At 62.9% G+C, this 26,403-nt stretch carries 26 protein-coding genes; 16 read left to right on the top strand and 10 right to left on the bottom strand.

Going from position 1 to position 26,403, the window contains the following annotated elements; translation table 11 throughout:
* Window positions 1–2 precede the first annotated feature (2 nt).
* Together CR152_RS09580 and CR152_RS09575 are read left to right on the top strand one after the other, a co-directional pair.
* On the top strand, window positions 3–1,850 hold the full coding sequence (locus CR152_RS09580; protein ID WP_370663812.1) for a sensor histidine kinase: 1,848 nt from the start codon (window positions 3–5) through the stop codon (window positions 1,848–1,850).
* A 287-nt stretch (window positions 1,851–2,137) separates the two neighbouring features.
* Window positions 2,138–3,385 (top strand): glycine-rich domain-containing protein, encoded by a 1,248-nt coding sequence (locus CR152_RS09575; RefSeq protein WP_099874715.1) that lies wholly within the window; start codon window positions 2,138–2,140, stop codon window positions 3,383–3,385.
* Between the two features lie 228 nt (window positions 3,386–3,613).
* On the opposite strand, the gene CR152_RS09570 is transcribed toward CR152_RS09575, so the two are convergent.
* The 4 genes from CR152_RS09570 to CR152_RS09555 all read right to left on the bottom strand — a co-directional run bounded on the left by CR152_RS09570 (window position 3,614) and on the right by CR152_RS09555 (window position 5,574).
* A complete protein-coding gene (locus CR152_RS09570; RefSeq protein ID WP_099874714.1) occupies window positions 3,614–3,880 on the bottom strand; it encodes a hypothetical protein in 267 nt (88 codons plus the stop codon).
* 186 nt (window positions 3,881–4,066) lie between these two features.
* Window positions 4,067–4,339, bottom strand: coding sequence for a hypothetical protein (locus CR152_RS09565; protein WP_099874713.1), 273 nt, complete (start codon window positions 4,337–4,339; stop codon window positions 4,067–4,069).
* A 121-nt stretch (window positions 4,340–4,460) separates the two neighbouring features.
* Window positions 4,461–4,664, bottom strand: a complete 204-nt coding sequence (locus CR152_RS09560) for a hypothetical protein (protein ID WP_099874712.1) — start codon at window positions 4,662–4,664, stop codon at window positions 4,461–4,463.
* 22 nt (window positions 4,665–4,686) lie between these two features.
* Entirely contained in the window at window positions 4,687–5,574 is an 888-nt protein-coding gene (locus CR152_RS09555; RefSeq protein WP_099882135.1) for an SDR family oxidoreductase, read from the bottom strand.
* 204 nt (window positions 5,575–5,778) lie between these two features.
* Between CR152_RS09555 and CR152_RS09550 the strand changes: the two genes are divergently transcribed.
* Window positions 5,779–6,801: a CDP-6-deoxy-delta-3,4-glucoseen reductase gene (locus CR152_RS09550; protein ID WP_099874711.1), complete on the top strand. Its 1,023-nt coding sequence runs from the start codon at window positions 5,779–5,781 to the stop codon at window positions 6,799–6,801.
* A gap of 320 nt (window positions 6,802–7,121) precedes the next feature.
* Here the strand turns inward: CR152_RS09550 and CR152_RS09540 are convergent, their stop codons facing one another.
* Entirely contained in the window at window positions 7,122–7,733 is a 612-nt protein-coding gene (locus CR152_RS09540) for a lysophospholipid acyltransferase family protein (protein WP_099874710.1), read from the bottom strand.
* A gap of 121 nt (window positions 7,734–7,854) precedes the next feature.
* Here CR152_RS09540 and CR152_RS09535 point away from each other — a divergent pair, with 121 nt between their 5' ends.
* The 3 genes from CR152_RS09535 to CR152_RS09525 all read left to right on the top strand — a co-directional run bounded on the left by CR152_RS09535 (window position 7,855) and on the right by CR152_RS09525 (window position 10,145).
* Window positions 7,855–9,126: an MFS transporter gene (locus tag CR152_RS09535; RefSeq protein ID WP_099874709.1), complete on the top strand. Its 1,272-nt coding sequence runs from the start codon at window positions 7,855–7,857 to the stop codon at window positions 9,124–9,126.
* Window positions 9,123–9,617: a GNAT family N-acetyltransferase gene (locus CR152_RS09530; protein ID WP_099874708.1), complete on the top strand. Its 495-nt coding sequence runs from the start codon at window positions 9,123–9,125 to the stop codon at window positions 9,615–9,617. Before CR152_RS09535 ends, CR152_RS09530 begins: the two co-directional genes overlap by 4 nt.
* Window positions 9,618–9,779: 162 nt before the next feature.
* Entirely contained in the window at window positions 9,780–10,145 is a 366-nt protein-coding gene (locus CR152_RS09525) for an HPF/RaiA family ribosome-associated protein (protein WP_099874707.1), read from the top strand.
* Between the two features lie 97 nt (window positions 10,146–10,242).
* On the opposite strand, the gene CR152_RS09520 is transcribed toward CR152_RS09525, so the two are convergent.
* Window positions 10,243–11,061, bottom strand: coding sequence for a helical backbone metal receptor (locus CR152_RS09520; protein WP_099874706.1), 819 nt, complete (start codon window positions 11,059–11,061; stop codon window positions 10,243–10,245).
* A gap of 96 nt (window positions 11,062–11,157) precedes the next feature.
* Here CR152_RS09520 and CR152_RS09515 point away from each other — a divergent pair, with 96 nt between their 5' ends.
* Window positions 11,158–12,123 carry a diguanylate cyclase gene (locus CR152_RS09515; RefSeq protein WP_099874705.1) on the top strand — a complete coding sequence of 322 codons (966 nt, stop codon included), beginning with the start codon at window positions 11,158–11,160 and terminating at the stop codon, window positions 12,121–12,123.
* Between the two features lie 162 nt (window positions 12,124–12,285).
* A complete protein-coding gene (gene sbcB, locus CR152_RS09510; protein ID WP_099874704.1) occupies window positions 12,286–13,734 on the top strand; it encodes an exodeoxyribonuclease I in 1,449 nt (482 codons plus the stop codon).
* A 151-nt stretch (window positions 13,735–13,885) separates the two neighbouring features.
* On the opposite strand, the gene pyrF is transcribed toward sbcB, so the two are convergent.
* Window positions 13,886–14,704 carry an orotidine-5'-phosphate decarboxylase gene (gene pyrF / locus CR152_RS09505; RefSeq protein ID WP_099874703.1) on the bottom strand — a complete coding sequence of 273 codons (819 nt, stop codon included), beginning with the start codon at window positions 14,702–14,704 and terminating at the stop codon, window positions 13,886–13,888.
* Between the two features lie 149 nt (window positions 14,705–14,853).
* Between pyrF and CR152_RS09500 the strand changes: the two genes are divergently transcribed.
* The 6 genes from CR152_RS09500 (at window position 14,854) to CR152_RS09475 (ending at window position 18,664) form a co-directional block, all read left to right on the top strand.
* Window positions 14,854–15,465 carry a LemA family protein gene (locus tag CR152_RS09500; RefSeq protein WP_099874702.1) on the top strand — a complete coding sequence of 204 codons (612 nt, stop codon included), beginning with the start codon at window positions 14,854–14,856 and terminating at the stop codon, window positions 15,463–15,465.
* Between the two features lie 4 nt (window positions 15,466–15,469).
* A complete protein-coding gene (locus CR152_RS09495; RefSeq protein WP_099874701.1) occupies window positions 15,470–16,267 on the top strand; it encodes a TPM domain-containing protein in 798 nt (265 codons plus the stop codon).
* Window positions 16,267–16,794: a TPM domain-containing protein gene (locus tag CR152_RS09490; protein WP_229413326.1), complete on the top strand. Its 528-nt coding sequence runs from the start codon at window positions 16,267–16,269 to the stop codon at window positions 16,792–16,794. The genes CR152_RS09495 and CR152_RS09490 overlap by 1 nt, the downstream gene beginning before the upstream one ends.
* A 77-nt stretch (window positions 16,795–16,871) precedes the next feature.
* Window positions 16,872–17,636 carry an SDR family NAD(P)-dependent oxidoreductase gene (locus CR152_RS09485; protein WP_099874699.1) on the top strand — a complete coding sequence of 255 codons (765 nt, stop codon included), beginning with the start codon at window positions 16,872–16,874 and terminating at the stop codon, window positions 17,634–17,636.
* Window positions 17,633–18,109, top strand: coding sequence for a MarR family winged helix-turn-helix transcriptional regulator (locus tag CR152_RS09480; protein WP_099874698.1), 477 nt, complete (start codon window positions 17,633–17,635; stop codon window positions 18,107–18,109). Before CR152_RS09485 ends, CR152_RS09480 begins: the two co-directional genes overlap by 4 nt.
* A 132-nt stretch (window positions 18,110–18,241) precedes the next feature.
* The gene (locus tag CR152_RS09475) at window positions 18,242–18,664 is read left to right on the top strand and encodes an organic hydroperoxide resistance protein (RefSeq protein WP_099874697.1); all 423 of its coding nucleotides are present in this window, start codon (window positions 18,242–18,244) and stop codon (window positions 18,662–18,664) included.
* 593 nt (window positions 18,665–19,257) lie between these two features.
* Here CR152_RS09475 and CR152_RS32785 read toward each other — a convergent pair.
* On the bottom strand, window positions 19,258–19,593 hold the full coding sequence (locus CR152_RS32785; protein WP_157778410.1) for a hypothetical protein: 336 nt from the start codon (window positions 19,591–19,593) through the stop codon (window positions 19,258–19,260).
* Between the two features lie 25 nt (window positions 19,594–19,618).
* On the opposite strand from CR152_RS32785, the gene CR152_RS09465 reads away from it, so the two are divergent.
* Both CR152_RS09465 and CR152_RS32780 read left to right on the top strand, forming a co-directional pair.
* On the top strand, window positions 19,619–20,038 hold the full coding sequence (locus CR152_RS09465; protein ID WP_229413325.1) for a VanZ family protein: 420 nt from the start codon (window positions 19,619–19,621) through the stop codon (window positions 20,036–20,038).
* A 424-nt stretch (window positions 20,039–20,462) separates the two neighbouring features.
* On the top strand, window positions 20,463–21,161 hold the full coding sequence (locus CR152_RS32780) for a hypothetical protein (RefSeq protein WP_157778409.1): 699 nt from the start codon (window positions 20,463–20,465) through the stop codon (window positions 21,159–21,161).
* 308 nt (window positions 21,162–21,469) lie between these two features.
* On the opposite strand, the gene CR152_RS09450 is transcribed toward CR152_RS32780, so the two are convergent.
* Together CR152_RS09450 and CR152_RS09445 are read right to left on the bottom strand one after the other, a co-directional pair.
* Window positions 21,470–24,133 carry an NAD(P)-binding protein gene (locus tag CR152_RS09450; protein ID WP_099874692.1) on the bottom strand — a complete coding sequence of 888 codons (2,664 nt, stop codon included), beginning with the start codon at window positions 24,131–24,133 and terminating at the stop codon, window positions 21,470–21,472.
* A 94-nt stretch (window positions 24,134–24,227) separates the two neighbouring features.
* On the bottom strand, window positions 24,228–26,015 hold the full coding sequence (locus tag CR152_RS09445) for a glycoside hydrolase family 2 TIM barrel-domain containing protein (protein ID WP_099874691.1): 1,788 nt from the start codon (window positions 26,013–26,015) through the stop codon (window positions 24,228–24,230).
* Window positions 26,016–26,403 lie beyond the last annotated feature (388 nt).

Genomic DNA, 26,403 nt, shown 5'->3' with positions numbered 1-26,403 from the left:
CAATGCTTACTTTGAAGACAACTCTAAAAACATTCTCGACGGCACGTCCTGCCCTGTGGGTTGGCCTGCCCTTCTCGCTGGCGGTCGGCATGGTGCTTTACTTTGCGACCGCCAATTCTATTGAAGCGGACTCGCGCACCCGTTTCGCCGGCCTGGCGCAGAACGCCCGCAATACCATCAGCGCCCGCATCAAATCGTATACCGACGTGCTGCGCGGCACGGTCAGCGTATTCCAGATCAGCGAGCCGCTCACGCGCCGCCAGTTCCACGGCTACGTGCGCGGACTGGGACTGGCGAAAAACTTTCCCGCCATCGAGAACATCAATTTCGCCCAGCTGCTGCTCGACGCCGACCGCGAGGCCTATCTGCAGCGCATGCGCAGCGAACGCGCAGCCGATGGCACGGTGCTGGAAGACTTCACCATCACGCCGCCCGGCCGCCGCCCCTCCTACACCGTGGTCACCTTCGTCGAGCCGGAAGAACGCTGGGCCGCGACGCTGGGCTACGACATGTTCGCCAATCCGCTGATCATCGACACGCTGGCCAATCTGCGCGATACGGGCAAGCTGTTCACCTCCGGCTTGCCGATCGCCTTCATCTCGGGACCGAACCGCACCGGACTGGGCATGCGCCTGCCGGTGTACCGCCCGCTTGCGCCGACCGCCACGGTGGCGCAGCGGCGCGCTGCCTACATCGGCACGGTCGGCATTGCGTTCAGCGTGCAGAAACTGGTGCAGGGCGTGATCGACGACGTGCCGATCAGGAATGTGCGCATGATGCTGGTCGACAATGCCATTGGGCCCGACATGCGGCGCGGGCGCGTGCTGTTCGACACCGGCGGCGCCGGCGAGACCGTGCTGCCGTCTCTGCTGGCGCCGGCCCGCTTCAGCGCCACCTTGCCGATCGACTTCAACGGGCGCCAGTGGGATGCCACCTTCAGCGTGGCCGCCACCGAGCTGTACACGGGCTTCGAGGAATTCGCGCCGTGGCTGGCGATGATGGCCGGATCGATCAGCTCGATGCTCCTGTACGCGCTGTTCCATGCGCTGACCTCGTCGCGCCGGCGCGCGATCAAGATGGCCAAGGGCATGACGCGCGAACTGCGCGACAGCCAGGCCAAGCTGCAGCTGTCGCACCAGAACCTGCGCCGCCTGGCGGCCCATGCCGACCAGATCAAGGAAGGCGAGCGCAAGCGCATCGCGCGCGAAATCCATGATGACCTCGGGCAAAACCTGCTGGCGCTGCGCATCGAAGCGGACATGCTCAGTTCGCGCACGCGCGAGCGCCATCCGCGCCTGCATGCGCGCGCCCGCTCCACCCTGCAGCAAATCGACGCCACCATCAAGAGCGTGCGCCAGATCATCAACGACCTGCGTCCGAACGTGCTGGACCTGGGCTTGTCGGCGGCGGTGGAGTGGCAGATCGCCGAATTCAAGCGCCGTACCGGCATCGCCTGCGAGCTGATCGATGAACCGAAGGAAGTGGCGCTCAGCGACCACGCCGCCACGGCCTTCTTCCGCATCCTGCAGGAATCGCTGAGCAATATCGTGCGCCATGCGCAAGCGACCAGGGTCCGGGTTGAACTCAAGCTCAACGGCAATCGCCTGTCGATGACGGTGACCGACAACGGCATCGGCCTGCAGGCTGGCGAACGGGCCAAGGTCGGCTCGTTCGGCCTGGTCGGCATCGAAGAGCGGATCAGCATCCTCGGCGGTTCGTTCTCCATTTCCAGCAACGGCGGCGACGGCACCACGGTGTGCGTGAGCGTGCCCTTGCACAACGAACCTTCGCGCGGCGGCCCGTCCGGGGCAGTGGCCGGCAAAAGTGAATCGCATGCCGCGTTTGTCTGATGACGACGGGCATTGTCCTAAACAGAATCCTCCTGAATGACCTGCGGCACAGTCAGTGCATCCGCGATGCACTAGGAATTGCCCGAAATGATCATTGAGCTAAGTCAACAAGCTGAGTTTGGACCGGCGCAACATCCTCAAACAGTAACGGAAATCAATGTAATCGGGCAATTGATTTACCTGAAGAAATGAAAGAGTCAGTCGTTTTGCAGCAGCCGTAGTATCCGCAGATTCAAACAGGGATGTAGTCACATAAACCAATCACACTCTAAAAAAGAGGCTTAATCATGATGAACAACGACGCAATCAACGCAATTTCGGAACTCGATCTGGATCCAATCAAATTCAAGCTTACCCATGCCGATTCCGGCGAAGGCTGGTCGCAGGAAAAAGCCGATGCGGTGGAAGTGGAGTATCGGCGCTTTCTGTATCTGATGAAGATGTTCCCGGAACACGAAACCGCACCGATGATTGAAGTCGACATCTTCTGGCACTACCATATTCTGGACACCATGAAGTACGCGAAGGATTGCGAGCACGCGTTCGGCTACTTCCTGCACCACTATCCGTATGTGGGCATGAGCGGCGAAGCGGAAGATACGCAGTACCTGCAGGATTGCGGCAATAAAATGCGTGACCTGTATGAAAGCACGTTCGACGAGCCTTACGGCCAGCGCGCCGCGGCCTGGTGCACCCGCACCGCTGAAGCCGCCGCGCCGGTGGAAGCCGCCCCGCAGTCGGCATGGTGCACGCGCACCACCGAAGCCGCCGCGCCAATGGAAGCAGCCGCTGCGCAGTCGGCATGGTGCACGCGCGCCATTACTGAAGAAGTGAAGTCGGCGTGGTGCACACGGGTGTCGGAGGACCATGCCAAATCCGCCTGGTGTACACGCACGGTGTCGGCTGACACCAAGGCCGCATGGTGCACGAGGACCAGCGCCGACAGCGCCAAATCGGCATGGTGCACACGCACGGTGTCGGCTGAAACCAAGGCCGCATGGTGTACGAGGACCAGTGCCGACAGCGCCAAGTCGGCATGGTGCACACGCACGGTCTCCACCGACGCCAAGTCGGCATGGAGCACGAGGACCAATGCGGAAGCGGCCAAGTCGGCATGGTGCACACGCACGGTGTCCACCGACACCAAGGCGGCATGGTGCACGAGGACCAATACGGAAGCGGCCAAGTCGGCATGGTGCACGAGGACCAATACGGAAGCAGCCAAGTCGGCATGGTGCACACGCACGGTATCCACCGACGCCAAGTCGGCATGGTGCACGAGGACCAATACGGATGCGGCCAAGTCGGCATGGTGCACGAGGACCAATACGGAAGCAGCCAAGTCGGCATGGTGCACGCGGACCAGCGCAACGTCAGTCAGCGCGGCATGGTGTACGAAGGTGACGTCCGCCACGCCCCAGGCGGCATGGTGCACAAAAATCAGTGAACCGGATGACAGCGATACACTGGTGGTGAGCGCAGCCACACGCGAACTGCTGCAAGCGATCGCCCAGGGCGCACGGCAGTCAGTCTGAGCGTTTCACCGCGACGCATGACCAGCAGTGGGCAATCATCCGCGCGCCGGCGGGACCGCAGTCCCCGCCCCGCGGCAACGGATACGATCGCAACAGCATGTGCCGCAGTACCGCAAGGAGCAGCATCGCACCGGCAATCCGTGCCGGGAAGGCTGCTCAAGCCCCGCTGAACGGGGCGCCGGATATCCAATCAAGGGGCACACGGTGCCCCTTTTCTTTTGGGCCGCCTCAGGCGTTGATCGTGATGCTCACCGCCGGCACGCCCATCATCGCGCGCAATTCGCGGATGCTGAAATCGCTGATCTCATGCATGCGCAGCAGGATCGTCGCGCCAATCGGCAAGGTGCGATGGCGGATTTTGCTGATCACGGGCGGCGCCACTTCAAGCGCGCGCGACAGGGCTGCGTCGTTTTTGAGCTGCAAGCGTTCAATGATGGCATCGAGCACTTTGTTCGGATCGTAGGTAGGATCTTCCGGAAATCTGCGATTGGTCATGTTCTTCTATCTTTCCAAATTCGCACCGTGGCATATTCGCCAGTGCGCTGTCTTTACAGTCAATTAAGTATGCGGTGATGCCAAAAACAGACCGAATATGCGGCTGCCATAGCATAGGCGTGCATCATACACCTAAGTGTTGACATTCGCTCAACCAGTAGAACTCAGGCTCAATTAAATTTGTGCTTAAGGCAATATTTGGTGAGAATTGACGCGGCGCGCGGCGCGCCGGACAGGGGCAAACAGCCAGTCCAGCGCTACCTGGGTGGCCAAATGGCTGTAATTGGTGGGAATCAGATAGAATTGAACGAGCAAGCGCTCACTATCGGTGGGGGCGAGGCGCCAGCCCAGCTGGCGGCGGATCTCTTCGGGGGGCGGCGGCGGACGGCGCGCGCCTTCCCGCCTTGCCATGTAGGCGCGCACCTGTTCTTTGGTTGGCTGGATGATCCGATGTGGCATGGCGGTTGGCGCAAGTCAGCAATTGAGACGACACTGCACACGATACGGCCACGGAGACGCCAGAACTTGACGCCGGTCAAACGAGCGCAAGTCTGCGCCCATTGACAATCCGGTTTCTGCCTTATTTCTTCTGGCTTGCCAGATACAGGGTTTTGGCGTCCTGATGCGCACGGTCGACCGTGCGCATGGCTTCCTTCTCGTCATGCTCGACGAAAAAATCGGCGTCCTGCGCCTTCACGACCAGCTTGATCGCGGCGGCATCGCTCAGATTATACTTCTCCGTGATCAGGGTGGTTACTTCGTCAAGATATTCTTCGTAGGTCATCGTGCTTCCTTAGTGGGGACCGTCATTTTACCAGCGCCATCGCCGCCACCGCCGGCGCAACGTGCGGATAACGCAGGCGCACGCCCAGTTCGCGCTTGATGCGCGCGTTGCTCATGCGCCGCGACTCGGACATGAACGACAGCAACATAGGCGATACTTCAGCAACTAGTTGCGATCGCGCAACGCGAGGCGGCCGCGCCATCCCGAAGGCATCGGCCACGGTATCGAAATAATCGGCCATTTTCATCTGCGTATCGTCGACCGCGTGATAGATGCGGCCGGGCAATGTCCTGTACAAAGCCAGCGCCACGATGCGCGCCAAGTCGTCGGCGTGGATATGATTGGTAAACACATCCTCGGACGCCAGCAGCGCGGGCGTGCCCTGCTCCAGACGGCGCAGCGGCAACCGGTCGCGCGCATAAATGCCGGGCACGCGCAGGATCGCCAGGCGCGCGCCGCTGCGGCTGGCCCAGGCGCGCAGAACCCGTTCCGCGTCGACCCGGCGCAGCGCGCGCGGATTGCGCGGCGCCACGGTGCGCGTTTCATCGATCAGCGCACCGGCGCAGTCGCCGTACACACCGGTGGTACTGATGTAAACCATGCGCGCGCCTGCCGGCAGCACCGCGCACAGGTTGCGGGTACGGCGGTCGAGCGTGCCTTCCGTCTGCGGCGGCGCCATGTGCACCACCCAGTCCGCCAGGCCGGCCAGGCGTTTCAGGCTCGCAGGGCGGTCGATGTCGGCGATGATCGGGACCGCGCCGGCCGCGCGCAGTTCGGCGCAGCGCTCGGCGTTGCTGGTGACGGCGAACACGCGAAAGCGGGCACGCACCAGCGGCAAGAGGCGCATGCCGACATCGCCGCAGCCGAGAATGAGCAGGCGCGGCCGTTTGAAGGGGGAAATGGTGGTCATGTGAAATTGTTTGTCGTCAATGGCGTAGCCGGACAATATACAAGATAACCGTGGCGCCGGCAGGGCCCGCCGTCGAGGTTGATCCGGGCCCTGTCGCACCCGGCGAGCGCACCGGACCATGTAAAATACCAGCAACCCGTTGCTCGCGACAGTACCGGCGCGATCAACACCGATCATGTAGTTCCAATTGATGACGATGACACTATGACGTTTCAGATTACTGTCCAGCCGAGCGGCCACCAGTTTGCCTGCGAAGCGGACGAAACCGTGCTGGCGGCGGCGATCCGCGCCGGCATCGGCCTGCCCTACGGCTGCAAGAACGGCGCCTGCGGTTCCTGCAAGGGCAAGGTCGTCTCCGGCACGGTCGCGCACAAGGCGCACCAGCAGCGCGCCCTGAGCGAGGAAGAAAAAGCCGCCGGCTTCTCGCTGTTCTGCTGCGCCACCACCTCGGCCGACCTGGTCATCGAAGCGCGCGAAGTGGGCGGCAGCACCGATTATCCGGTGCGCAAGATGCCATCGCGCGTGGCCAGCATCGAAAAAGTCGCGCCGGACGTGGCCATCATCACCTTGCAGCTGCCGGCCAACGAAGCGCTGGCCTACCGCGCCGGGCAATACATCGAATTCCTGCTGCGCGACGGCAAGCGGCGCAGCTACAGCATGGCCAGCGCGCCCAGCCTGGCCGGTCCGCTGACCTTGCACATCCGCTACATGGCGGGCGGGCTATTTACCGAGCAGGTGTTCAACACCATGAAGGAGCGCGACATCCTGCGCTTCGAAGGCCCGTTCGGCACGTTTTACCTGCGCGAAGACACCGACAAGCCGATCGTGCTGCTGGCCTCGGGCACCGGGTTTGCCCCGGTCAAGGCGCTGGTCGAGCACCTGATCCACCTCGGCTCCACCCGTCCGGTCAGCCTGTACTGGGGCGGACGCCGCCCGGGCGACCTGTACATGAACGCGCTGTGCGAACAATGGGCCGCCACCCTGCCCGGCTTCCGCTACGTGCCGGTGGTCTCGCACGCCTTCCCGGAAGACCACTGGACCGGCCGTACCGGCTACGTGCACGCCGCGGTGATGCACGACCTGCCCGACCTGTCCGGCCATCAGGTGTATGCCTGCGGCGCCCCGGTGGTGGTCGAGGCTGCGCGGCGCGAGTATGTCGAGCAATGCCATTTGCCGGCCGACGAGTTCTACGCCGACGCCTTCACCAGCGAAGCCGACCTGGCCTAGCTGGCACCGGAGAACCGTATCGCCGTCCCCCTCGTCCTCGACCAGCATCTGTGCTTCAAGCTGTATTCGACCTCGCTGAAGATGACGCAGCTCTACAAGCCGCTGCTGACTTAACCGGGGTCAGACCTTGATGGCGCTAACTTAAGCTCCGTCATTCCTGCCATTGGCAGAAATGACTTCCCGCGCCAAGGCGGCACTCGGCGGGAAAGACGGTTTTGCAGTTTGTGGTCAGAAAACGGCTTAACTTAGCGGCATTAGGGTCAGACCTCGGAATCGAAACATTTTTGTTGCTAGTCGGAGGTAAGGCCCCGGTTAGAAAACTATTTGCGCTTGACTGCGGATGCGTCGAACTGGTCGCTGTTTTTGCCGGTCACGCCGCTGTAGAAACGCTGGATTTCAACCATGTCGACCGTGATGTCGCCGGTGGTGTGGAACATGCAGCCAATCCCGCCCGTCTTGCGCTTGAAGTCGAGGAAGGCGAGCGCGATCGGTACGTTGGCGCCGTGCGCAATGTGGTAAAAACCCGTCTTCCAGTGCGTGACCTTACCGCGCGTTCCTTCCGGCGCGACAATCACCGCCAGCCGCTCGCGCTTGGCAAACGCGTTGATCGTGTTCTGCACGGTGTTGTTCGACGCGCTGCGGTCGATCGGGATGCCGCCCAGCCAGCGCGACAGCCAGCCGATCGGCCAGGTAAACAGGCTCGACTTGGCCATCCAGTACACCCGCAAACGCAAGGCGAAACACACCATCAGCGTGATCGGGAAATCCCAGTTGCTCGTGTGTGGCGCGGCAATGAGCACGTACCGGGAATAGCCGGCAATCTGCTCCGGCGTCAGCCCGTCGGTACGCCACCCCATCAGCCGCAGCGTCAGGAGCGAGAATCCTCTCATCAAGGTGTTGACGACAGGTGTTTCAAATATGGTTTTCTGCATAAAACGATAACGGCAAGGAAGCGGCACAGCCAGCAGGGTCGGGAAACATCGTGCACAATACCATGCAGATTCCAGAAAGAATCATTTTACCCTACCCGCGTAGCCAGTCCCGAAAGTTCCTATGTCTGTGATGTCGCCGTCCAACGGTTTCAGTGTTTTGCGCCACCGTAATTTCTCGTTTTACCTCGGCGCGCGCGTGCTGGGAACCCTGGCGGTACAGATGCAGAGCGTGGCCATCGGTTGGCAGGTGTATCAGATGACGGGCAGCCTGTTCGATCTCGGTCTGATCGGCCTGGCGCAGTTCGCGCCTTTCCTGGTGTTGATTTTGCTCGCCGGCCATACAGCCGACCGCTACGACCGCCGCCGCATCATTATCCTGTGCCTGCTCACGCAATTGCTGTGCGGCCTGATGTTGCTGGCCTTTACGGCAAGCGGGGTGTCGGTGGTGTGGCCGGTGTTTGCCATCCTGGTGTTGTTCGGCAGCGCGCGCGCGTTCATGATGCCGGCCACCCAGGCGGTACTGCGCAATATGGTGCCCGATGAAAGTTTCAGCCAGGCGGTGGCACTGAGTTCGTCGGCGTTTCACGTGGCCGTGATCGCCGGTCCGGTGCTCGGCGGCTTGCTGTACATCTCGGGGCCGACCACGGTGTATCTGGCGGCCGCGACGCTACTGGTGCTGTCGGTGATCCTGATGTCGATGACGCACAGCGCGCCCCAGGTGGTCAACAAGGAGCCGGCCACCTGGCACACGGTGCTGGAAGGCTTGCGCTTCGTGTGGTCGCGCCCGATCATGCTGGGCGCCATTTCGCTCGATCTGTTCGCGGTGCTGTTCGGCGGCGCCACGGCGCTGCTGCCGGCCTACGCGCACGATGTGCTGCAGGTCGACGCGGTGGGACTGGGTTTCCTGCGCACCGCACCCGGCGTCGGCGCCGCGCTGTGCTCGGTTGCGCTGGCGTTTTATCCGATCCGCCGCCGCGTCGGCGCGTGGATGTTCGGCGGCGTGGCCATGTTCGGCGCGGCCACCCTGGTGCTGGGCTGGAGCGCCAGTTTCCCGGTCGCCCTGGGCGCCCTGTTCCTGCTCGGCGCCGGCGACATGGTCAGCGTGTACGTGCGCCATCTGCTGGTGCAGTTCGAAACGCCCGATGAAATCCGCGGCCGCGTGAGCGCGGTCAATGCAGTGTTCATCGGGGCATCCAACGAGCTCGGCGAATTCGAGTCGGGCCTGACCGCCGGCTGGTTCGGACTCACGCGCGCCATCCTGTTCGGCGGTGCCGCCACGCTGGCGGTCACGGCGATCTGGATCTTCAAGTTTCCGGTGCTCTCGCGCATGGACCGTTTTCCCCATCATGAGAAGGAAGAGACGGCGCTGCGTGACGGCAAGGCCGGCGCGTGAGCGTGCTGGCGGCCCATCTTCGGGCATTCGGTGCGCGCACCCCGGTGGAGGACGACGCGCCCTTCCTGGCGCGTCTGTACGCGTCCACGCGCCAGGACTTGCTCGGCAGCGGCCGCGCCGCCCCCACCCTGGCGGCGGCGCTGATCGCGATGCAGCAGCGCCTGCAGGCGGCCGATTACCGCGCACGCTTTCCGGATGCCATTTATCTGATTTTGCAGGAGGCCGGCGAGCCGGTGGCGCGCATCGTGGTCGCGCATGGCCGCGACGCGCTGCGCCTGGTCGATATCGCCCTGCTGCCGCCGGCACGCGGGCGCGGCACCGGCAGTGCCGTGCTGCGCGCGCTGCAGCAGTTCGCGGCCGAACGTCATCTGCCGCTGACCTTGTCCGTCCACCGCGGCAACCCGCAGGCACGCCGCCTGTACCTGGGACTGGGCTTCGCGATCGAGCGCGCCGACACCCACGCCGACGCCCTGCGCTGGCAAGCTGCATGACCCGATTTCATTTGCACTGAGCAATATCAAACAAAGGTGTAATATGAAGCCGTGTGCTTAACGTTGTGCCAACCCGGGCGCTGCGCAGCAACGCGCGCAGGCCGCACACGCAATAAGACCGGGGTTGTGCCAGTACCTTTATGAACAGCCGGGAGTGAGCTTATGCAAATCAACATCAATACCGATAAAACGATCGAACGTCATCAGGGCCTCGACGATCATGTGCAATCCGTGGTCTCCGCCGCCGTTCAGCGTTTTAGCGAACACATTACCCGTGTTGAAGTCCACCTCAGCGACGATAACAGCCAGAAATCCGCCGACGGCGGCAACCGCTGCCTGCTCGAAGCGCGCGTGACCGGCTACCAGCCGATCGCCGTGAGCGACCACTCGGTGCACCTGCACCAGGCAATCACCGGCGCTGCGGAAAAACTCAAGCGCGCGATCGACAGCGCCCTGGGCCGCCTGCACGACAAGCAGCTGCACGCGACACCGAAACTGGTGCCCGAGCCGGACGAAGTCAACGAGTAATTGCCATGTAATACGCCAGGGCCAGCGCCCTGCCCCCGCGGCAGGCTGGCCAGAGGCAACTCCAGCAAGACAGCCAGCCTGTCTTGCTGGCGCACGATCAGAACATCGACGCCGACTGTGCCAATGCGCGCAAGTAGCGCAAACCGGCCAGCGAACGGCTGCCGTACCACGACATCATTTCACCATCGATCACATGCACCGGCTTGCCGATCTGTTTTTCCAGCGCGTCCGCGTGGACGTCCGTGAAGCGGTAGGGTTCGGTCGACAGCAGCACGCCGTCGATGCGCGCCACCAGTTCATCGGACCAGTTGAAACGTGGGTAGCGCGTCGCCTCGCGCGTCGCGCCAGGCGACGCATCCTCCAGCTGTGGCACGCTCCAGCCGATCTCGGCCATCATGCGGGCGATGTAGGTGTCCGCCGAGACGCTCATCCACGGGTCTTGCCAGATGCAGTACAGCACCGTCGCCGGCCGTCCCTTGGGCAGCGCCTGCAGCGCCGCGTATTCTTCCTCGAAGGCGGCGCACCAGGCCGCGGCCTTGGCGTCGGCGCAAAAAATCCCGCCCATCAGCCGTGCCAGCGCCAAATTGTCGCGCGGCGCCACCGGATGGGTGACGACGATATTCGGCACAAATTCGGCCAGCGCTTCGACGGTCGGCTTTTCATTCTCGTCGATGTTGACCACCAGATGGGTGGGCGCGAGCTTGCGGATTTTTTCCAGGTTGACGTCCTTGGTGCCGCCGATCTTGGCAATGGCGGCGACCTGGGCGGCCGGATGGATGCAAAAGCCGGTGCGCCCGACCACTTGCCCGGCCAGGCCGAGCTCGCACAGCAATTCGGTAATCGAGGGCACCAGCGACACGATGCGTGCCGCCGGGTCGGGCTGATGGGGGGTGCCAAGGGCGTCAATGAAGTGCATGTCGTGGATGGTTCGATTCGAATGACGCTATTGGAACACTGATATGATGCAAACACCAATTGTTATAGCGGCGCACACCTGACCGGAGAAACTATTTTGGAACAGATCGGCACCTTCGCTGCATCAAGTTACACCATCCGGGACTTGCATTTGTTCCGCGACATTGACGACGAGCAGATCGCGCAAGCGCTGGCCGACTGCGCCGTGGTGCGCCTCGCGCCCGGGGCCAGGGTCGAGGATAGCAACCGTGCGCGCCTGTACATCCTGCTGCGCGGCGCGCTCGCGGTCGAGGCCGACACCCGCAACGGCATGGCCGACGGCACGGTCAGCAAGATCTTGCCGGGCGAGAGCGTGGGCGAGCAGTCGGTGCTGGACGAAGCGGCCAACCTGGCCTCGATCAGCGCGCTGGAAGAATCGGAGCTGCTGCTCATCGAAGGCGAACTGGTGTGGAAGCTGATCGACCAGTCGAACGGCCTGGCGCGCAACCTGCTGCGCCTGCTGTCGTTCCGCATCCGGGCCGCCAATGCGCTGCTGCGGCGGCGCCAGAAGCTGGGCGAATTTTACCGCCAGCTGTCGATGAACGATGGCCTGACCGGCATGTACAACCGGGCCTGGATGAACGACATGCTGCCCAAGCTGATCGCCACCGCGCACCGCGCCGGCACGCCGCTGGCGCTGGTGATGCTCGACCTGGATCATTTCAAGCGCTTCAACGATACCCACGGTCACCTGGCCGGCGACGACGCCCTGCGCGCGGCGGCCGACGTGATTTCGACGGCGCTGCGCCCGTCCGATTTCGCGCTGCGCTACGGCGGCGAGGAATTGATGGTGATCCTGCCCGAAACGCCGGAACCGCTGGCGCTGATGGTGGCCGAGCGGCTGTGCTCGCGCATGCGCGAGGCGCCGATTTTCCGCGACATGCGCATTCCGCTGCCGCACATCACGGCTTCGTTCGGGGTGGCCTTGCTGGAAACGGGCATGGATGACAGCGCGCTGATCGCGGCGGCAGACGCGGCCATGTACCGCGCCAAGGAAGGCGGACGCAACCGCGTCGCGCGCTGAAGTACGGCGCCGCGCGCTCAATCCAGGCCCCGGCGCGGCGCCAATCTGTGTACCATATGGGTCCGCCCCTGATGCGGTTGACGCCTGCCCCAAAATGCAGCGCCGTCATTCCCGCGTAGGCGGGAATGACGGATCTTAGTGCTACTTATTGATCGAAGTTCCATGACCACCCATACCTTTCTCTGGCACGACTACGAAACCTTCGGCGCCCAGCCGCGCCGCGACCGTCCTGCGCAGTTCGCAGCGATCCGCACCGATGCCAACCTCAATGAAATCGGCGAGCCGATCATGCTGTACTGCCAGCCGGCGCCGGATTTCCTGCCGGACCCGCAGTCCTGCCTGATCACCGGCATCACGCCGCAGCAATGCCTTGAACTGGGCGTGCCCGAGCACAAGTTCGCGGCCACCATCGAGGCGGCCTTCAGCCAGGCGGGCACGATCGGGGTCGGGTACAACACGATTCGCTTCGACGATGAAATCACGCGCTTCCTGTTCTGGCGCAATCTGATCGATCCGTACGCGCGCGAGTGGCAGCACAATTGCGGGCGCTGGGACTTGCTCGACGTGGTGCGCATGACGTACGCGCTGCGCCCGGAAGGCATCGAATGGCCGCTGCGCGAAGATGGCAAGCCGAGTTTCAAGCTGGAGCACCTGGCCAAGGCCAACGGTTTGCTGCACGAGACGGCGCACGATGCGCTGTCGGACGTGCGCGCCACCATTGCGCTGGCGCGCCTGATCCGCGATAAACAGCCGAAGCTGTTCGACTTTTGCCTGGCGCTGCACAAGAAAGACAAGGTCGCGTCGGAAATGGGCATGCATCTGGCGGCGGCGCAGCGCCAGCCGTTCCTGCACGTGTCGGGCATGTTCCCGACCGAGCGCGGCTGCATCGGGCTGGTATGGCCGCTGGCGACCCATCCGACCAACAAGAATGAAGTGCTGGTGTGGGATTGCAGCCACGACCCGGCCGAGCTGTTCGGACTCGATGCGGAAACGATCCGCCTGCGCATGTTCACGCGTTCGGCCGATTTGCCGGAAGGCGTGACGCGCTTGCCGATCAAGAGCATTCACCTGAACAAGTCACCGATGCTGGTGGGGAATCTCAAGACCCTGAGCGCGGCGATGGCGGAAAAGTGGGGCATCGATATCGAGCAGGGACGCGCGTTCGCGGCGGTGGCGGCAGCCGGGCCGGATATGGGGGCCTTGTGGACGCAGGTGTATCAGCGTCCGGGTGCGCAGGAAGCGGTCGATGTGGATGAGGATCTGTATGGCGGGTTCATCGGCAATGGCGACCGGCGCAAGCTGGAGTCGCTGCGGACGGAAACGCCCGAGAAGCTGGCCAAGGCCCGGCCGTCGTTCGAGGATCAGCGGCTGGTGGAACTGGTGTTCCGCTACCGCGCGCGCAATTTCCCGGAGTTGCTGAACGAAGCTGAAGCGCAGCAGTGGGAAGAGCACCGCGCCGCCAAGCTGTTCGACGGACAAGGCGGGGCGAGGACGATCGAGCAGTTGTTTGCCGAGATCGATACGCTGTCGGAAGATGCCGACGAGCGCGCGGAGGAGATTTTGGGGACCTTGTACGATTATGCGGAGGCGATTGCGCCGAGCAGGTATTAGCCGTCCTGTGGTTTCCAGGCCACCACCGCATCGTTCCCGCGCAGGCGGGAACCCAAGTTTGTTTATCTGCTAGTGGCTTCGGTACGGACTTGGGTTCCCGCCGAGTGCCGCCTTGGCGCGGAAACGACGAGCTTATGGCAGGAACGACGATCTAGCGATACAAATTAATCGCGTCGCGCGTCTCCAGCGCCACCCTGCGCGCTGCCGCGGCGAAATCCTCACTCCCCTGCGGCGTGGCATACAAAATCGCGCGCGAGGAATTGATCATCATGCCGGCGCCGCCGGCCGTACGGCCCGATTTCACGGTCGCTTCCACATCCCCGCCCTGCGCGCCGACACCCGGCACCAGCAGCGGCATCTCACCCACGATCGCGCGCACCTGCGCCAGTTCCTCCGGAAAGGTCGCGCCCACCACCAGCGCGCACTGCCCGTTCCTGTTCCACTTGTCGGCCACCATGCGCGCCACGTGCTGGTACAAGGGCTTGCCGTCGGCCATCAGGAACTGCAAATCCGATCCGCCCGGATTCGAGGTGCGGCACAGCACGATGGCGCCGCGGTCGGTCCACTCCATGTACGGCTCGACCGAATCGAAACCCATGTACGGGTTGACCGTCACCGCATCGGCCCCGTAGCGGTCGAACGCTTCGCGCGCGTACTGGCGCGCGGTGGCGCCGATGTCGCCGCGCTTGGCGTCGAGAATCAGGGGAATGTGCGGATAATGCTGGCGCGCGTACGCGCAAATGCGCTCGAGCTGGCCTTCGGCGCCGAGCGCGGCAAAGTAGGCGATCTGCGGCTTGAACGAGCACGCCAGATCCGCCGTGGCATCGATGATCTCCTTGCAGAACAGGAAAATCGCATCGGGCTCGCTGGCCAGTTGCGCCGGGAAACGGGCGAGATCGGGGTCGAGGCCCACGCACAGCAGGGAATTGTTGGTGGTCCAGGCGGCGGACAGCTTGTTGATAAAGTTCACAGGACAGCCTCGTAGTCGATTACAAACCCGTCATTGTAGCGCGTCCCATGCCCCTCCCCGCCCGGTACCACGCACGTTTGAAAAGTCATCGTGTTGGCATTTAGGGTATATTTTTGACCATTCGACAACTTGCTACGGACGGAAATACCATGACAAACACTGCATTCGCACGCTGCGCCCGGGTGCTGCTGACCCTGGCACTCACAGGGACGCTCCTGTCCGGCTGCGGCTACAACGAGTTCCAGACCAAGGATGAGGCCAGCAAGGCCGCCTGGGGCGAAGTGGTCAACCAGTACCAGCGCCGCGCCGATCTGATTCCGAATCTGGTCAATACGGTCAAGGGCTATGCCAACCACGAAAAGGAAACGCTGGAGTCGGTCACGCGCGCACGCGCCGCGGCCACCAGTTTCCAGATCACGCCCGAGGTGTTGAACAATCCGGAAGCGTTCAAGAAATTCCAGCAGGTGCAGGGCGAGCTGTCGGGCGCCTTGTCGCGCCTGATGGTGGTGGCGGAGAAATATCCGGACCTGAAGGCCGATGCCAGCTTCCGCGACCTGCAGTCGCAGCTCGAAGGCACCGAGAACCGCATCACCGTCGCGCGCCAGCGCTACATCGTCACCGTGCAGGAATACAACGTTCAGGTGCGCAAGTTCCCGACCAATCTGACCGCGATGATGTTCGGCTATGAAGTCAAGCCATCGTTCACCGTCGAGAACGAAAAAGCGATTTCGACCGCCCCGACCGTCAATTTTGGCAAGTAAGCAGATGCGCTGGCTGCGATTTTTATCGACGCTGGTCCTGGCACTCGGCCTCGGCCTGGGTGGCGCGGCGCACGCGCAATTGGTGCCGGTGCCGACCCTGAGCAGCCATGTCACCGACCAGGCCGGCATGCTGAGCGCGGAACAGCGCGCCAAGCTGGAAACCGTGCTCACGGACTACGAAAGCAAAACCGGCAGCCAGATCGCCGTGTTGCTGGTCAAGAGCACGGCGCCGGAACAGATCGAGCAGTACAGCATCCGCGTCAGCGATGCCGGGAAACTGGGGCGCAAGGGCGTCGATGATGGCGTGCTGCTGGTGGTGGCGCCGGACAATCCGTCCGCCCTGCGGCGCCTGCGCATCGAAGCCGGACGCGGTGTGCAAGGCGTGCTGACCGATGCGCAATCGAAACGCATCCTGCAAGACGTGATCGCACCGCATTTCCAGCAAAAGCAGTTTTATGACGGCCTGGTGGCCGGCGTGGGCGCGATCGCGACCTTGCTGAACGCGGAGCAGTTCCCTGCGCCGCCGCAGCAGCAACAGTCCAATGAGTTGGACGAAGACAATATAACGGTCCCGTTGATCCTGTTTGGGGCCTTTCTCCTGTTCTCCATTTTCCGCCCGCGCCGTTCGCGTCTTGGGCGGGGCGGCTGGAGCAGCGGCGCCACCGGCTTCATCATTGGCAGCGCACTCGGCGGCCTCGGAAGCGGCGGCGGCGGCGGCGGTGGCGGTGGTGGTTTTTCCGGCGGCGGGTTTTCCGGCGGCGGCGGCAGTTTTGACGGCGGCGGCGCCTCGGGAGATTGGTAATGAGTCACTCCCCTACACCAACGATGGGCGCACGCCTCGCGCGCATCTGGCGCCACTGGCGCAGCACGGCGGCGAAAGGCCGGCGCGCTTTTCCACCGGAAACGCTGGACGCGATCGGCAAGGCCATCACGGCCGGCGAGCAAACCCACCGCAGCGAGCTGCGCCTGATCGTGGAGAACAGCTTGCCGTTCGATGCCTTGTGGGACGGCATGGGCATGCGCGAGCGCGCCATTGCCCTGTTCGCGGAATACGGCATCTGGGATACCGAAGACAATTGCGGCGTGCTGATCTATGTGAACCTGGCCGAGCACAAGGTCGAAATCGTGACCGACCGCAATGTCGGGCGCAAGATCGACAATATCGTCTGGAAGCGGGTGTGCACGACAATGACGCAGGGCTTTGCGCGCGGTGAATTCCACGCCGCCACCCTCGCTGCATTGGAGCAGGTCAACACTTTGCTCAGCCAGCACTTTCCGGCCAACGGGGCGCGCGCCAATGAGTTGCCGGACCGCCCCGTGGTGCTGTGATGCACTGCAAAAAAATGAACGCCGGGGGCGCTGTGTGGTTAAAATTCGCTATTCCCGCACCACATTGAAAGCAATACATGAGACTTGAGCAAAAAGTAGCGATCGTCACCGGCGCCACGCAAGGCATTGGCCTGGCCTGCGCCCAGCGCCTGGTGAAGGAAGGCGCGCGCGTGATGCTGGTCGATATCAAAGCCGACGGCGCCGCCGCCGCCGAAGCGCTCGGCGAGAACGCCCGCTTCTTCGCTGCCGATGTCAGCCAGAAAGCCGATGTGGATGCCATGATCGCCGCTACCGTGGCCGCCTTCGGCCGCATCGATGTGCTGGTCAACAATGCCGGCGTGACGCATGCCGCCGACTTCCTCGACCTGACCGAGGACGATTTCGACCGCGTCATGCGCATCAATCTGAAATCGATGTTCCTGTGCGGCCAGGCCGCGGCGCGCCACATGGTGAGCCAGCAGCACGGCTGCATCATCAATATGTCGAGCGTTAATTCCGAAGTGGCGATCGCCAACCAGGTGCCGTATGTGGTGTCCAAGGGCGGCATCAATCAGCTTACCAAGGTAATGGCGCTCAATTTGGCCGGCTACGGCATCCGCGTGAACGGCATCGGCCCGGGCACCATCCTGACCGAACTGGCCAAGAAAGCCGTGCTGGGCAGCCCGGAAGCGCGCAAGACGATCCTGTCGCGCACCCCGCTCGGACGCTGCGGCGAGCCGGACGAAATCGCCTCCGTGGTGGTGTTCCTGGCCAGCGACGATGCGTCGTATATGACCGGCCAGACCATGTATGTCGACGGTGGCCGCCTAGCCCTCAACTATACGGTCCCGGTGAAGGAATGAGCCAAACCAAACAGACGCTGCCGGCCTCGGTCAACATGCTGGCGCTGGAAAACCAGTTTTGCTTCGCGCTGTATTCGGCATCGCACGCGATGACCAAGACCTACAAACCGATGCTCGACCGGCTCGGCCTGACCTACCCGCAATACCTGGTGATGCTGGTGCTGTGGGAGCAGGATGCGATCCTGGTCAAGGATATCGGCGCGCGCCTGTTTCTCGATTCCGGCACGCTCACGCCGCTGCTCAAGCGGCTCGAAGGCAATGGCCTGCTCTCGCGCAACCGCGATCCGCACGACGAGCGCCAGGTGCGCATTGTGCTCACCGAGCAGGGCCGGGCGCTGCGCGCCCAGGCCGAGGCGATTCCGGAACAGGTGCTGTGCGCAAGCGGACAGGAACTGGCCGCGCTGGGACGCATGCGCAGCGAACTGTCGAGCGTGCGCGACGACCTGTTCAAGGCCATGGAAGACCACGACTGAGTTGACCGGCGGGGCATGCCCCGCTCTTTATCGGAAAAGAATTTGAATAAATAGATTGCACACAATTAGATTGTTAGCTATAGTTCTTTCATCGGCACAGCGTTGCCGCCCCAACCCAACCAAGGAGTTACCATGCAAGTTCTCTACACAGCACACGCAACAGCAACCGGTGGTCGCGATGGCCGCGCCGTTTCCGATGACAGCGTCCTGGACGTCAAACTGTCGACCCCGAAATCGCTGGGCGGCGCGGGCGGCGACGGCACCAATCCTGAACAATTGTTCGCGGCCGGCTATGCTGCATGTTTCCTGTCGGCCTTGAAACTGGTCAGCGGCGCGCTCAAGACCCCGGTGCCGGCCGACACCAGCATCGACGCATCGGTCGGCGTGGGCCCGAACGACAAGGGCGGCTTCGGCCTGACCATCAAGCTGGTCGTGAAAACGCCCGGCATGGACCAGGCAACGGCCCAGGCAGCAGTGAACAAGGCGCATGAAGTGTGCCCCTACTCGAACGCAACGCGCGGCAACATCGAGGTCGAGCTGAGCGTGGAAGTGTAAGTGTAAGGATAGAGATATAATGCAGGCGCATGTCCGGTATCCAAAATGTCAATTAGACATATAATTCGTGGCCCCGCATAATTGCACCTGTCTCCACTATCTTCCTCCAAGAAAATAGTTTGAAGCCCGCTTTCATCAGCGGGCTTTTTTTTTGCGTGCACGCCGCGCGATGGCCAGTGCCCTTGCAGCCGCGCTGTGCTGCCTGTCGGAATTCTTCTCTTTATTCATCGCGCCGACGCAATTGTTGCGCATTGTCATAGCTGCGTCACATTGCCTCCCTATACTAGTTTCATCTGCTGTACACGCACCCGATATGCGTGACTGGCAGCCAGGTGTGCCGACCCAGAGGGCGGCACACCACTCCGAATTGACGATCTCTTGGCCCGATCTTGGGTTTAGCCCGCTCCCACAAGCGGGCTTTTTTTTGGCGCAACACTTTTTCCCCTTCCTTTGACTAGGGTTGGCAAAAAGATGACGTAAAGGCTTGAAGCTGCCGCCCATTCATCTATAGTGAAGTTCCTCGAGCTTTTTTCATAACCATTGGCCAGCCAAGCGGAGCGATAAGAATGAGTGAATATGTCCTAGATGCATTATCAGAACCACTTTATCAACAGGCACACGCCAGCCGCCGCCAGCGCCATAGTCCCGACGACAAGCTCGTCCTTAGTGAACTCAATCCCAGCGCTGTTGTCGACCACCTCGACACCGGCGATGTCCCGGTCGAACTGATCACCTTCGGTACGGTTCGGGAAACCTGTCCCAATTGCAGTCATACGCACCTCAAGCTGGTCTTGCGCCAGCGCGCCGTGCGCGTTGCCCATCTGTTTTGCGCCGAGTGCCAGGGCTGTTTCGACGCACGCTACAGCAATGGTGCGCCGGCGCTGACGATCTGATTTAGCGTTCACCCAGGCAACATGCTGGCCGTGCATGTCCGACGGCCGGCATGGTAAGGTGATGGTTTTCCCCACACCCTCTGTCATGCCTGCACTGCTTTCCCTTCTTGTTCTTGACGAACGCCTGCGCAAGTTGCGCTACGGCACCGCATTGGCGATCTACGCCGCCATTCTCATCATGGGTTCCTTGCCGGGCGCGCGCGCCGAGATCGGCACCGTGGCATCAGGCATTGTCCTGCACTCGCTGGCTTACGGTGTTATCACATTTCTTTTGTTCACCGGCAGCTTGGGCAGTGCGCGCGAACGCGCGATCAAGTCGGTCCTGACCGTGATGGTGATGGGTGCGCTGGACGAGCTGGTGCAGAGCTTCCTGCCGTACCGCTCAGGCGCGATCGGCGACTGGTTGGTCGATTGCAATGCCGCGCTGATCACGGCCGGCCTGCTCTGGGCCTTCCTGCCTCAAACGGCACGGTCCCGTTAAACGCGGCGCGCCGGCCGGCGCATCGGCGAATTGCCCGGCACTCGCCTCGCGCACGAGGCGATGTACCGCCTGACCCGACAGATGATGCTCACGCAGGCTGATGACCGTCGTTTCCACCGAAGCGACCAGGTCGACAATCAGGCTGGAGAGTGATGAAGCTGGCATGGCAGGCTCTCAAAAAATTGCAGTAAAAAATTATGGCCCGCCCAAGAAGGTGGGCTTTTGCGCTGCATCAAGCTCTGAAAGCGCATGTCTTGCGCTGACTGCCTCCCCTCCGCAAAATTCACGCTTATCTAATGATTGTTTGATCTGCGTCAAACGCAAGAGAATGCATGGGAACGCCGGGCGGATTCCCTGCTCTTACCGAAGTGGCACGCGGCATTGTCACGCACCCACGGAAAACACCCAACCAAAGGAGTTGATCATGAAGCGTATCGAACAAAGCATGCTGTTGGCGGGCTTGCTGGCTGTCGGACTGGCGGCCTGCACTTCCACCGGCATGAGCGGCGACACAGCCAGTGGCACAAGCGGCACTGGTGGCGACACATCCGCCAGCATGCCATCGAGCGGGAGCAGCACGACGGACAGCGGCGGAACGACGGGGACCAGTACCGGCACCACAGGGACGGGCAGCAGCGGTTCCACGGGGGGCAGCGGAACGACAGGGAGCAGCGGTGCTGGCACAGGTACGGGCGGCACGGGCAGTGGCCAGACTACCGGCAGCACGAGTACCAGTGGGGGTAGCGCAAGCATGGCTGGCACAGGAACCGGCAGCACGACGACGGGGATGGGAAGTTCCGCTGCGAGCAGCGGCGGCGCCCAGTCAGGTGGCAGCATGGCAAGCGGAGCCAGCGCGCCAACCGGTACGCCCAACAGCACCGTGAGCAAAATCGAAGTGGTGCCGCGTCAGGGCAGCGGGGCGGCCAGTACGGGTGGCGCCGTTGGCGGCACTGGCAGCGCTGGCAGCACGGGCACCAGCGGCAGCACAATGACCGGCGACCGTGTCTACCGGATCACGCTGAAGTTGGACGACGGTGCCACCCAGGTCATCACACAGGAATGGGCGCCCTCCTTCGTGACCGGCGACCGCGTGCGTATGTCGGGCGGCGCGATCGAGCGTTAGCGCTTATTCACCGACGCGCGACCGGCCAGGTGACAGTGCCTGGCGTTGTCGCGCACTTAGCTTTTGTGCTGAATAGCGGACAAGAGTAGCCGCATGGACATGGTCGACTTGAGCCTCTGTTGGCTGGCGTAGTTGGTTCCTGCTCATGCCTGCCGGGGTGTGAACTCAGACACGCCACCTGCCGTGCATCGACAACCGCCACAAGCAAGGGCGAAAGCAAGTCATGATCCGATCCTAAGCATAGTCTCGATCAACACGTTCGCCAATTCGACTTGTGGAGGTTTCATTCGCAGGCTTGCCGCAATCTCTCACTCTGACCCAACATTTTGCGCCGCATCGGCACGCTGCCGAAGCACGGTCTCCGCTGCCTTCTTGCCTGCAATGAAAGCGTGGTCGGAGTTGTAGTACTCCCATTCGCTGTAGCGCCCCGCCAGCACGATGTCGTAGCGCGCCAGCCATGCCTTGACGCGCGCGACGTTGGCGGCGCGTGCATGGTCGTAGACCACATACGCATAGGGCATGTCGACCAGATTGGCGGTGATGATGCGGTCGTCCGGCCTGAGCATCGTGACCTTGATGCAGTCTTCGATGCAGCGGTCGATCAGCGCCTGTCCATCGAGCGGCAGCGGTTTCCATGGGGAATAGGAAATCTCGCAGGTCAGCCCGAATCCGCCGGGCGGGTTGCAATGGGGACTGGCGTTTCCCTGGACGAAAATACGGTGGAAAATCGTCTCTTCCGGGTAGTAGATCCAATGCTTGTCGGTGAGGTTCTCGCGTGCCACGCCAAGGTTGACGCAGCGGACCGACAAATGACGCAAGCCCGCCGCAGCGTCGCGTACGTCCTGCGGTGCCTCGCTGCCGATCAGTTTGATCAGCTCGGGCAAGGGCATGGTGCTGATCAGATGGTCGTAACGGTAACGGCTGCCGTCGGCCATCACCAGCAGATGTTCGCGCGGCAGCAACTGGGCCGCCTCGGCTTGCATTTCGATGCGGCCCTTGATATGCGGCAGGAAGCCGGACATCAGCGCCTGGAAACCACCGGAAAGCGGATAGCCGAAGCGCGCATTCGGCCCCATCGGTTTGGCGACCGGTTCCAGCGCGCCCTCGATGATTTCTTCGAGGTCGGGCAGCGGCACCCTGCCCCCCAGCCAGGAGGTTTCCATCTCGCTGAGCGGAACGGTCCACAGCTTCTTGTTGTAAGGGATGGCGAAGTGCTCGGCGATGCCGCGGCCCCAGACTTTGTAAATGAATTCCTCGAAATTCTGGCTCTCGCGCTTGCGCGGCGTGATGCTGGCGGTACCGTGCGCGACCTCGACGGTGCCGTCGGCGCAGCAGTCTTCCACCGGCTTGACCGCACACGGTGGCGCCGCCGCCGCGCCGTCGATGCTGCCGATGCTGCCGAAACGCGCTTCGACCGCGCCGATAATGCATTCGGTGATGACCTTCGGCGGCAAGCCGTACAGGGCCCCCTGGAACGGATAGCGCGTGTACACCTGCTTGCTGTAGACCCAGGCTTCGCGGTTTTGCCAATGCAGGTTGGGGCCAAGCAGCATCTCGTAGAGCGACAGCACATAAGGATCGTTGGAGAACATGATGTGGCCGGCATGGTCGAACGTGAAGCCCTGGTCGTGGATCGACCGGCACCAGCCGCCCACGCTCGCGTTCTTGTCGAGCAGGATAGTGCCCTCGCCGAGGTGATACGCGGCCGACAATCCCGTGGGGCCAGCACCGACGATGACCGTCTGCACTCTCTGCGCACCGCTCTGCGAGCGCAGCGGATTGACCGTGGCGCCGCTGCCCGCGCAGGCAGCGCTGGCACTGGCGGCCATGCCTGCGTTGCCAGCATTGCCTGCGTTGCTGAACCGTCCCGTGCTTCGGCCGGGCCTGGTCTGCGCCAGCAGGCGGCGCATGGCGTCCACCGTGACATCCCACGACGTACCGGCCACGATGGCGCGCATGGTGGCGCCCATGGCGGCACGGCGCTCGGGCGTCATCGCCATGGCCGCCTCGCACGCTGCCAGGAAGCCGTCCGTATCGCGCGCGATCGCAACCACGTGGCCGTACGGACGGGCGACGTCGGCGATGTCGGTACTGACGATGGGCAGCTCGGCGGCCATGTATTCGAGCACCTTGGTCGGGCTGATGAAACGGGTGGCCTCGTTCAGGGCGAACGGCAGCAGGCACACGTCCCAGCCTGCCAGCAAGCCAGGCAGTGCTTCGTAAGGCTGCTGGCCAAGATAGTGAATGTTGGGGCGTTGCGGCAGGCTGGCGGGGTCGATTTTCATGACCGGCCCCACCATCACCAGTTGCCAGTCCGGATGGGCGTCGGCCAGCGCGCCGATCAGGGGCGTGTCGAACCGCTCGTCGATCACCCCGTAAAAGCCCAGGCGCGGCGAGGCAATGCCGGCCTGGAGCGGATGATTCCTGTCGCGCTCGAGCGCGCGCGCGAAGTGGCGCACCTCGACGCTGCTGGGAAAGCAGTGCGTGTTGGGATGGCGCTCGCGCTTGGCCTGGTACAGGCTCGGCCCGCCGGCAAACACCAGGTCGGCCAGGCTGAGCAGGGCCGTTTCGCGCTGCAGAAGCTGGCGCGGCGGATTCTTGAAGGCCGCCAGCTCGTCCATGCAATCGTACACGACCAGCGCCGCATGTAGCTCCTGCAGCAGCGGCAAGGCCATCGGCGTATAGAACCAGACGATGGGCTGCTCTCCGGGTTCGACCAGGCCGGCCAGCATCGGCTGCAGCAGGCGGATCTGGTCGTCGTGGAAACCGGGCGCATGCACCGGCGTGTGCGGCCGGTACACGGTCACATTGGGAACCGGAGTCGATTGCTCCATGAAGCTGTCGCCATCATCGTGCACGGGCTCTTCGATAAAGAGGATGCGGAAATGTTGCGCCAGCCGCGACAGCAACTGCTGCGGCCGCTGATAAACAAAATCCCAGCGCAGGTGGCAAAAAACGATGATTGTAGACATGCTGGCTCCTTTCGCCCATCGTGGGCGTGTGTTGGAAAAGTGATGTGTCAGGCTGACCCGCGGCGCCGTCCGCGCGGGTGGTGTAAGCGGCTGGTCAGGCAATTCCCGGGTAGCAGTCCTCCTTTTTATCGTCGTTGCGCGTGGCCGCGCTGATCAGTTCGAGCGGGACCTTGGGCGTGCGGTCGGCGCACAGCAGGCCGTTCGCTTCCTGGAAGGTGTCGCTGAACTGGGTGTAGCAAAAGCCGCTGAACATGGTCGTGGTGTTGACCACCGCCAGCAGGCGCCGGTACAGGTCGAGAAAACTGTCTTCGGTATGGGCGCGCGAATAGCCCCAGGTGCGCGCGCTACCGTTATGCCGGTCGAAGGCGACGCCGCCGAATTCGGTCAGCACGATGGGCTGGCCCCGGTGCGGAAAGCCGTCCAGGGTGAGGATGCGTCCGCCCGGACGGCGCTGGTCGAACAGGGTGCGCGTCGGTTCGCTGGTGGTGTAGCGCGCCGCCAGCCTGTCGGGATTGCAGTCGTAGTCATGGATGCCGAGGATGTCGGTGGCCGATGCTTCCCAGCCATCGTTGCCGATCACCGGCCGGGTCGCGTCGAGCGTGCGCGTCAGGTGGTACAGGGCTTCGACCGCGTTGCGGTGGGCCTGGGTCAGGGTCAGATTCGGCACGCCCCACGATTCGTTGAAGGCGACCCAGACGATGATGCAGGGATGGCTGTAGTCGCGTTCGATGGCCTCGGTCCATTCGCGCAGCATGCGCGTGATGGCCTTGGGGCTGAAGCGGTAGGCCGACGGCATTTCTTCCCACACGAGCAGACCGAGCCGGTCGGCCCAGTACAGATAGCGCGGGTCTTCGATCTTCTGATGCTTGCGCACGCCATTGAAACCCATGGCCTTGGCCAGCTCCACGTCGCGCTTGAGCGCCGCGTCCGACGGCGCCGTCAGCAGCGATTCGGGCCAGTAGCCCTGGTCGAGCACCAGCCGCAGCGCGTAGGCGCGGCCATTCAACATGAAGCGGTCGCGGTTGATCGCCACCGAGCGCAGCGCCGTGTAGGAATGCACCAGGTCGAGCACCTTGCCCCGATGGTGCAGGCTGACCTCGGCAGTGAGCAGGGTGGGACGCTCGGGACTCCACAGCAGTTCGTTGCGCGAATCGTCGATGCCCGGGTCGGACAAGGCGATCTTGCGGTTGGCCTCGTTGCCGAGCAGCTTGTAGTGATCGTCCGCCAGCAGATTGGCGCCGTGCCAGATCTTGACCTCGACGAACAGGTCTTCCGTGATGTCGCCGGTGGCAAAGATTTCGCAGCCGATTTCGTAGGTTTCGAAAATGGGCGTCCAGCGCAGGCTCTGGATGTAGGTCGACGCCACCTGCTCGATCCACACCGTCTGCCAGATGCCGGTGGTGCGCGGATACCAGATCGAATGCGCTTCGAGCAGCCAGTCCTGCTTGCCGCGCGGCTTGGCCAGGTCGTGCGGGTCATCCTCGACGCACAGCGTCACGAGCTGCGTGCCCTCCTCCCTGAGCACGCCGCTGATGTCGGCCGAAAACGGCGTGTGTCCGCCCTCGTGCTCGGCCACCAGGTGCTGGTTGACCCAGACCCGGGCGCGGTAATCGACCGCGCCGAAATGCAGCAGGGTGTGTCCCGCGTGCGGCGCCAGAGGGAACGTGCGTTCGTACCAGCACACCGTGTGAAAGCCCGTGTCGCCGATACCGCTGGCGCGCGATTCCGGCGCGAACGGCACCTCGATCTGGTGCGTCCACCCGGTCGCGCCATCGGGCATGCGGCAGCGCCGTTCATCGTCGAACATGAATTTCCACGGCCCGTTCAGGCTGATCCAGTGCTCACGCACGAGCTGCGGTCGCGGGTACTCGAATTGACTCATTGGTGCTCCTCGCCGTGGGCTTGCAATGACGTTGGGCGCTGGTGCGGCGCCAGGCTGCGGAACGCGCCGTGTCGGGTAGCTGGCGCGCTACTCCATGCCGCGAACAGCGCCGTTATCGCGGACAGGGAACGGATGCTAGCACGCCCATTTTGCGCATTTTCACGCCCAGCAAAGGCAAGATTTCTAAGTGAAAATGGCTTGTAACCAGTGGCGTTCAATCATATTGAAGGCAAAGGTTTTTCTGAGAGGGAGGAGTGATGCCGTGGACTTGAGGAGGTCGAAACTGGTTACACAAAGTAGGCTGGTGCCTACATCAAAAATCGGCGTTCTTACCTGTGTGTACGAAGCGGAGACGTGGATGGGGCGCGCGCGGCCGCTACGCGCCGCG

Origin of the sequence: Massilia violaceinigra (assembly GCF_002752675.1) — a bacterium.
In the GTDB taxonomy this organism is placed as follows: Bacteria; Pseudomonadota; Gammaproteobacteria; order Burkholderiales; family Burkholderiaceae_D; genus Telluria_A; species Telluria_A violaceinigra.
The sequence above is the reverse complement of the archived record's forward strand: the minus strand, read 5'-3'. Positions and strand labels throughout refer to the sequence as shown.

Coding starts and splice junctions, on each gene's coding strand:
- CR152_RS09490 (WP_229413326.1), top strand. CDS start 16,267: ATGAGTCACTCCCCTACACCAACGATGGGCGCACGCCTCGCGCGCATC.
- CR152_RS09575 (WP_099874715.1), top strand. CDS start 2,138: ATGATGAACAACGACGCAATCAACGCAATTTCGGAACTCGATCTGGAT.
- CR152_RS09475 (WP_099874697.1), top strand. CDS start 18,242: ATGCAAGTTCTCTACACAGCACACGCAACAGCAACCGGTGGTCGCGAT.
- CR152_RS32780 (WP_157778409.1), top strand. CDS start 20,463: ATGAAGCGTATCGAACAAAGCATGCTGTTGGCGGGCTTGCTGGCTGTC.
- CR152_RS09525 (WP_099874707.1), top strand. CDS start 9,780: ATGCAAATCAACATCAATACCGATAAAACGATCGAACGTCATCAGGGC.
- CR152_RS09450 (WP_099874692.1), bottom strand. CDS start 24,133: ATGTCTACAATCATCGTTTTTTGCCACCTGCGCTGGGATTTTGTTTAT.
- sbcB (WP_099874704.1), top strand. CDS start 12,286: ATGACCACCCATACCTTTCTCTGGCACGACTACGAAACCTTCGGCGCC.
- CR152_RS09540 (WP_099874710.1), bottom strand. CDS start 7,733: ATGCAGAAAACCATATTTGAAACACCTGTCGTCAACACCTTGATGAGA.
- CR152_RS09485 (WP_099874699.1), top strand. CDS start 16,872: ATGAGACTTGAGCAAAAAGTAGCGATCGTCACCGGCGCCACGCAAGGC.
- CR152_RS09560 (WP_099874712.1), bottom strand. CDS start 4,664: ATGACCTACGAAGAATATCTTGACGAAGTAACCACCCTGATCACGGAG.
- CR152_RS09570 (WP_099874714.1), bottom strand. CDS start 3,880: ATGACCAATCGCAGATTTCCGGAAGATCCTACCTACGATCCGAACAAA.
- CR152_RS09565 (WP_099874713.1), bottom strand. CDS start 4,339: ATGCCACATCGGATCATCCAGCCAACCAAAGAACAGGTGCGCGCCTAC.
- CR152_RS09520 (WP_099874706.1), bottom strand. CDS start 11,061: ATGCACTTCATTGACGCCCTTGGCACCCCCCATCAGCCCGACCCGGCG.
- CR152_RS09495 (WP_099874701.1), top strand. CDS start 15,470: ATGCGCTGGCTGCGATTTTTATCGACGCTGGTCCTGGCACTCGGCCTC.
- CR152_RS09535 (WP_099874709.1), top strand. CDS start 7,855: ATGTCTGTGATGTCGCCGTCCAACGGTTTCAGTGTTTTGCGCCACCGT.
- CR152_RS32785 (WP_157778410.1), bottom strand. CDS start 19,593: ATGCACGGCCAGCATGTTGCCTGGGTGAACGCTAAATCAGATCGTCAG.
- CR152_RS09445 (WP_099874691.1), bottom strand. CDS start 26,015: ATGAGTCAATTCGAGTACCCGCGACCGCAGCTCGTGCGTGAGCACTGG.
- CR152_RS09480 (WP_099874698.1), top strand. CDS start 17,633: ATGAGCCAAACCAAACAGACGCTGCCGGCCTCGGTCAACATGCTGGCG.
- CR152_RS09550 (WP_099874711.1), top strand. CDS start 5,779: ATGACGTTTCAGATTACTGTCCAGCCGAGCGGCCACCAGTTTGCCTGC.
- CR152_RS09580 (WP_370663812.1), top strand. CDS start 3: ATGCTTACTTTGAAGACAACTCTAAAAACATTCTCGACGGCACGTCCT.
- CR152_RS09555 (WP_099882135.1), bottom strand. CDS start 5,574: ATGACCACCATTTCCCCCTTCAAACGGCCGCGCCTGCTCATTCTCGGC.
- CR152_RS09465 (WP_229413325.1), top strand. CDS start 19,619: ATGGTTTTCCCCACACCCTCTGTCATGCCTGCACTGCTTTCCCTTCTT.
- CR152_RS09500 (WP_099874702.1), top strand. CDS start 14,854: ATGACAAACACTGCATTCGCACGCTGCGCCCGGGTGCTGCTGACCCTG.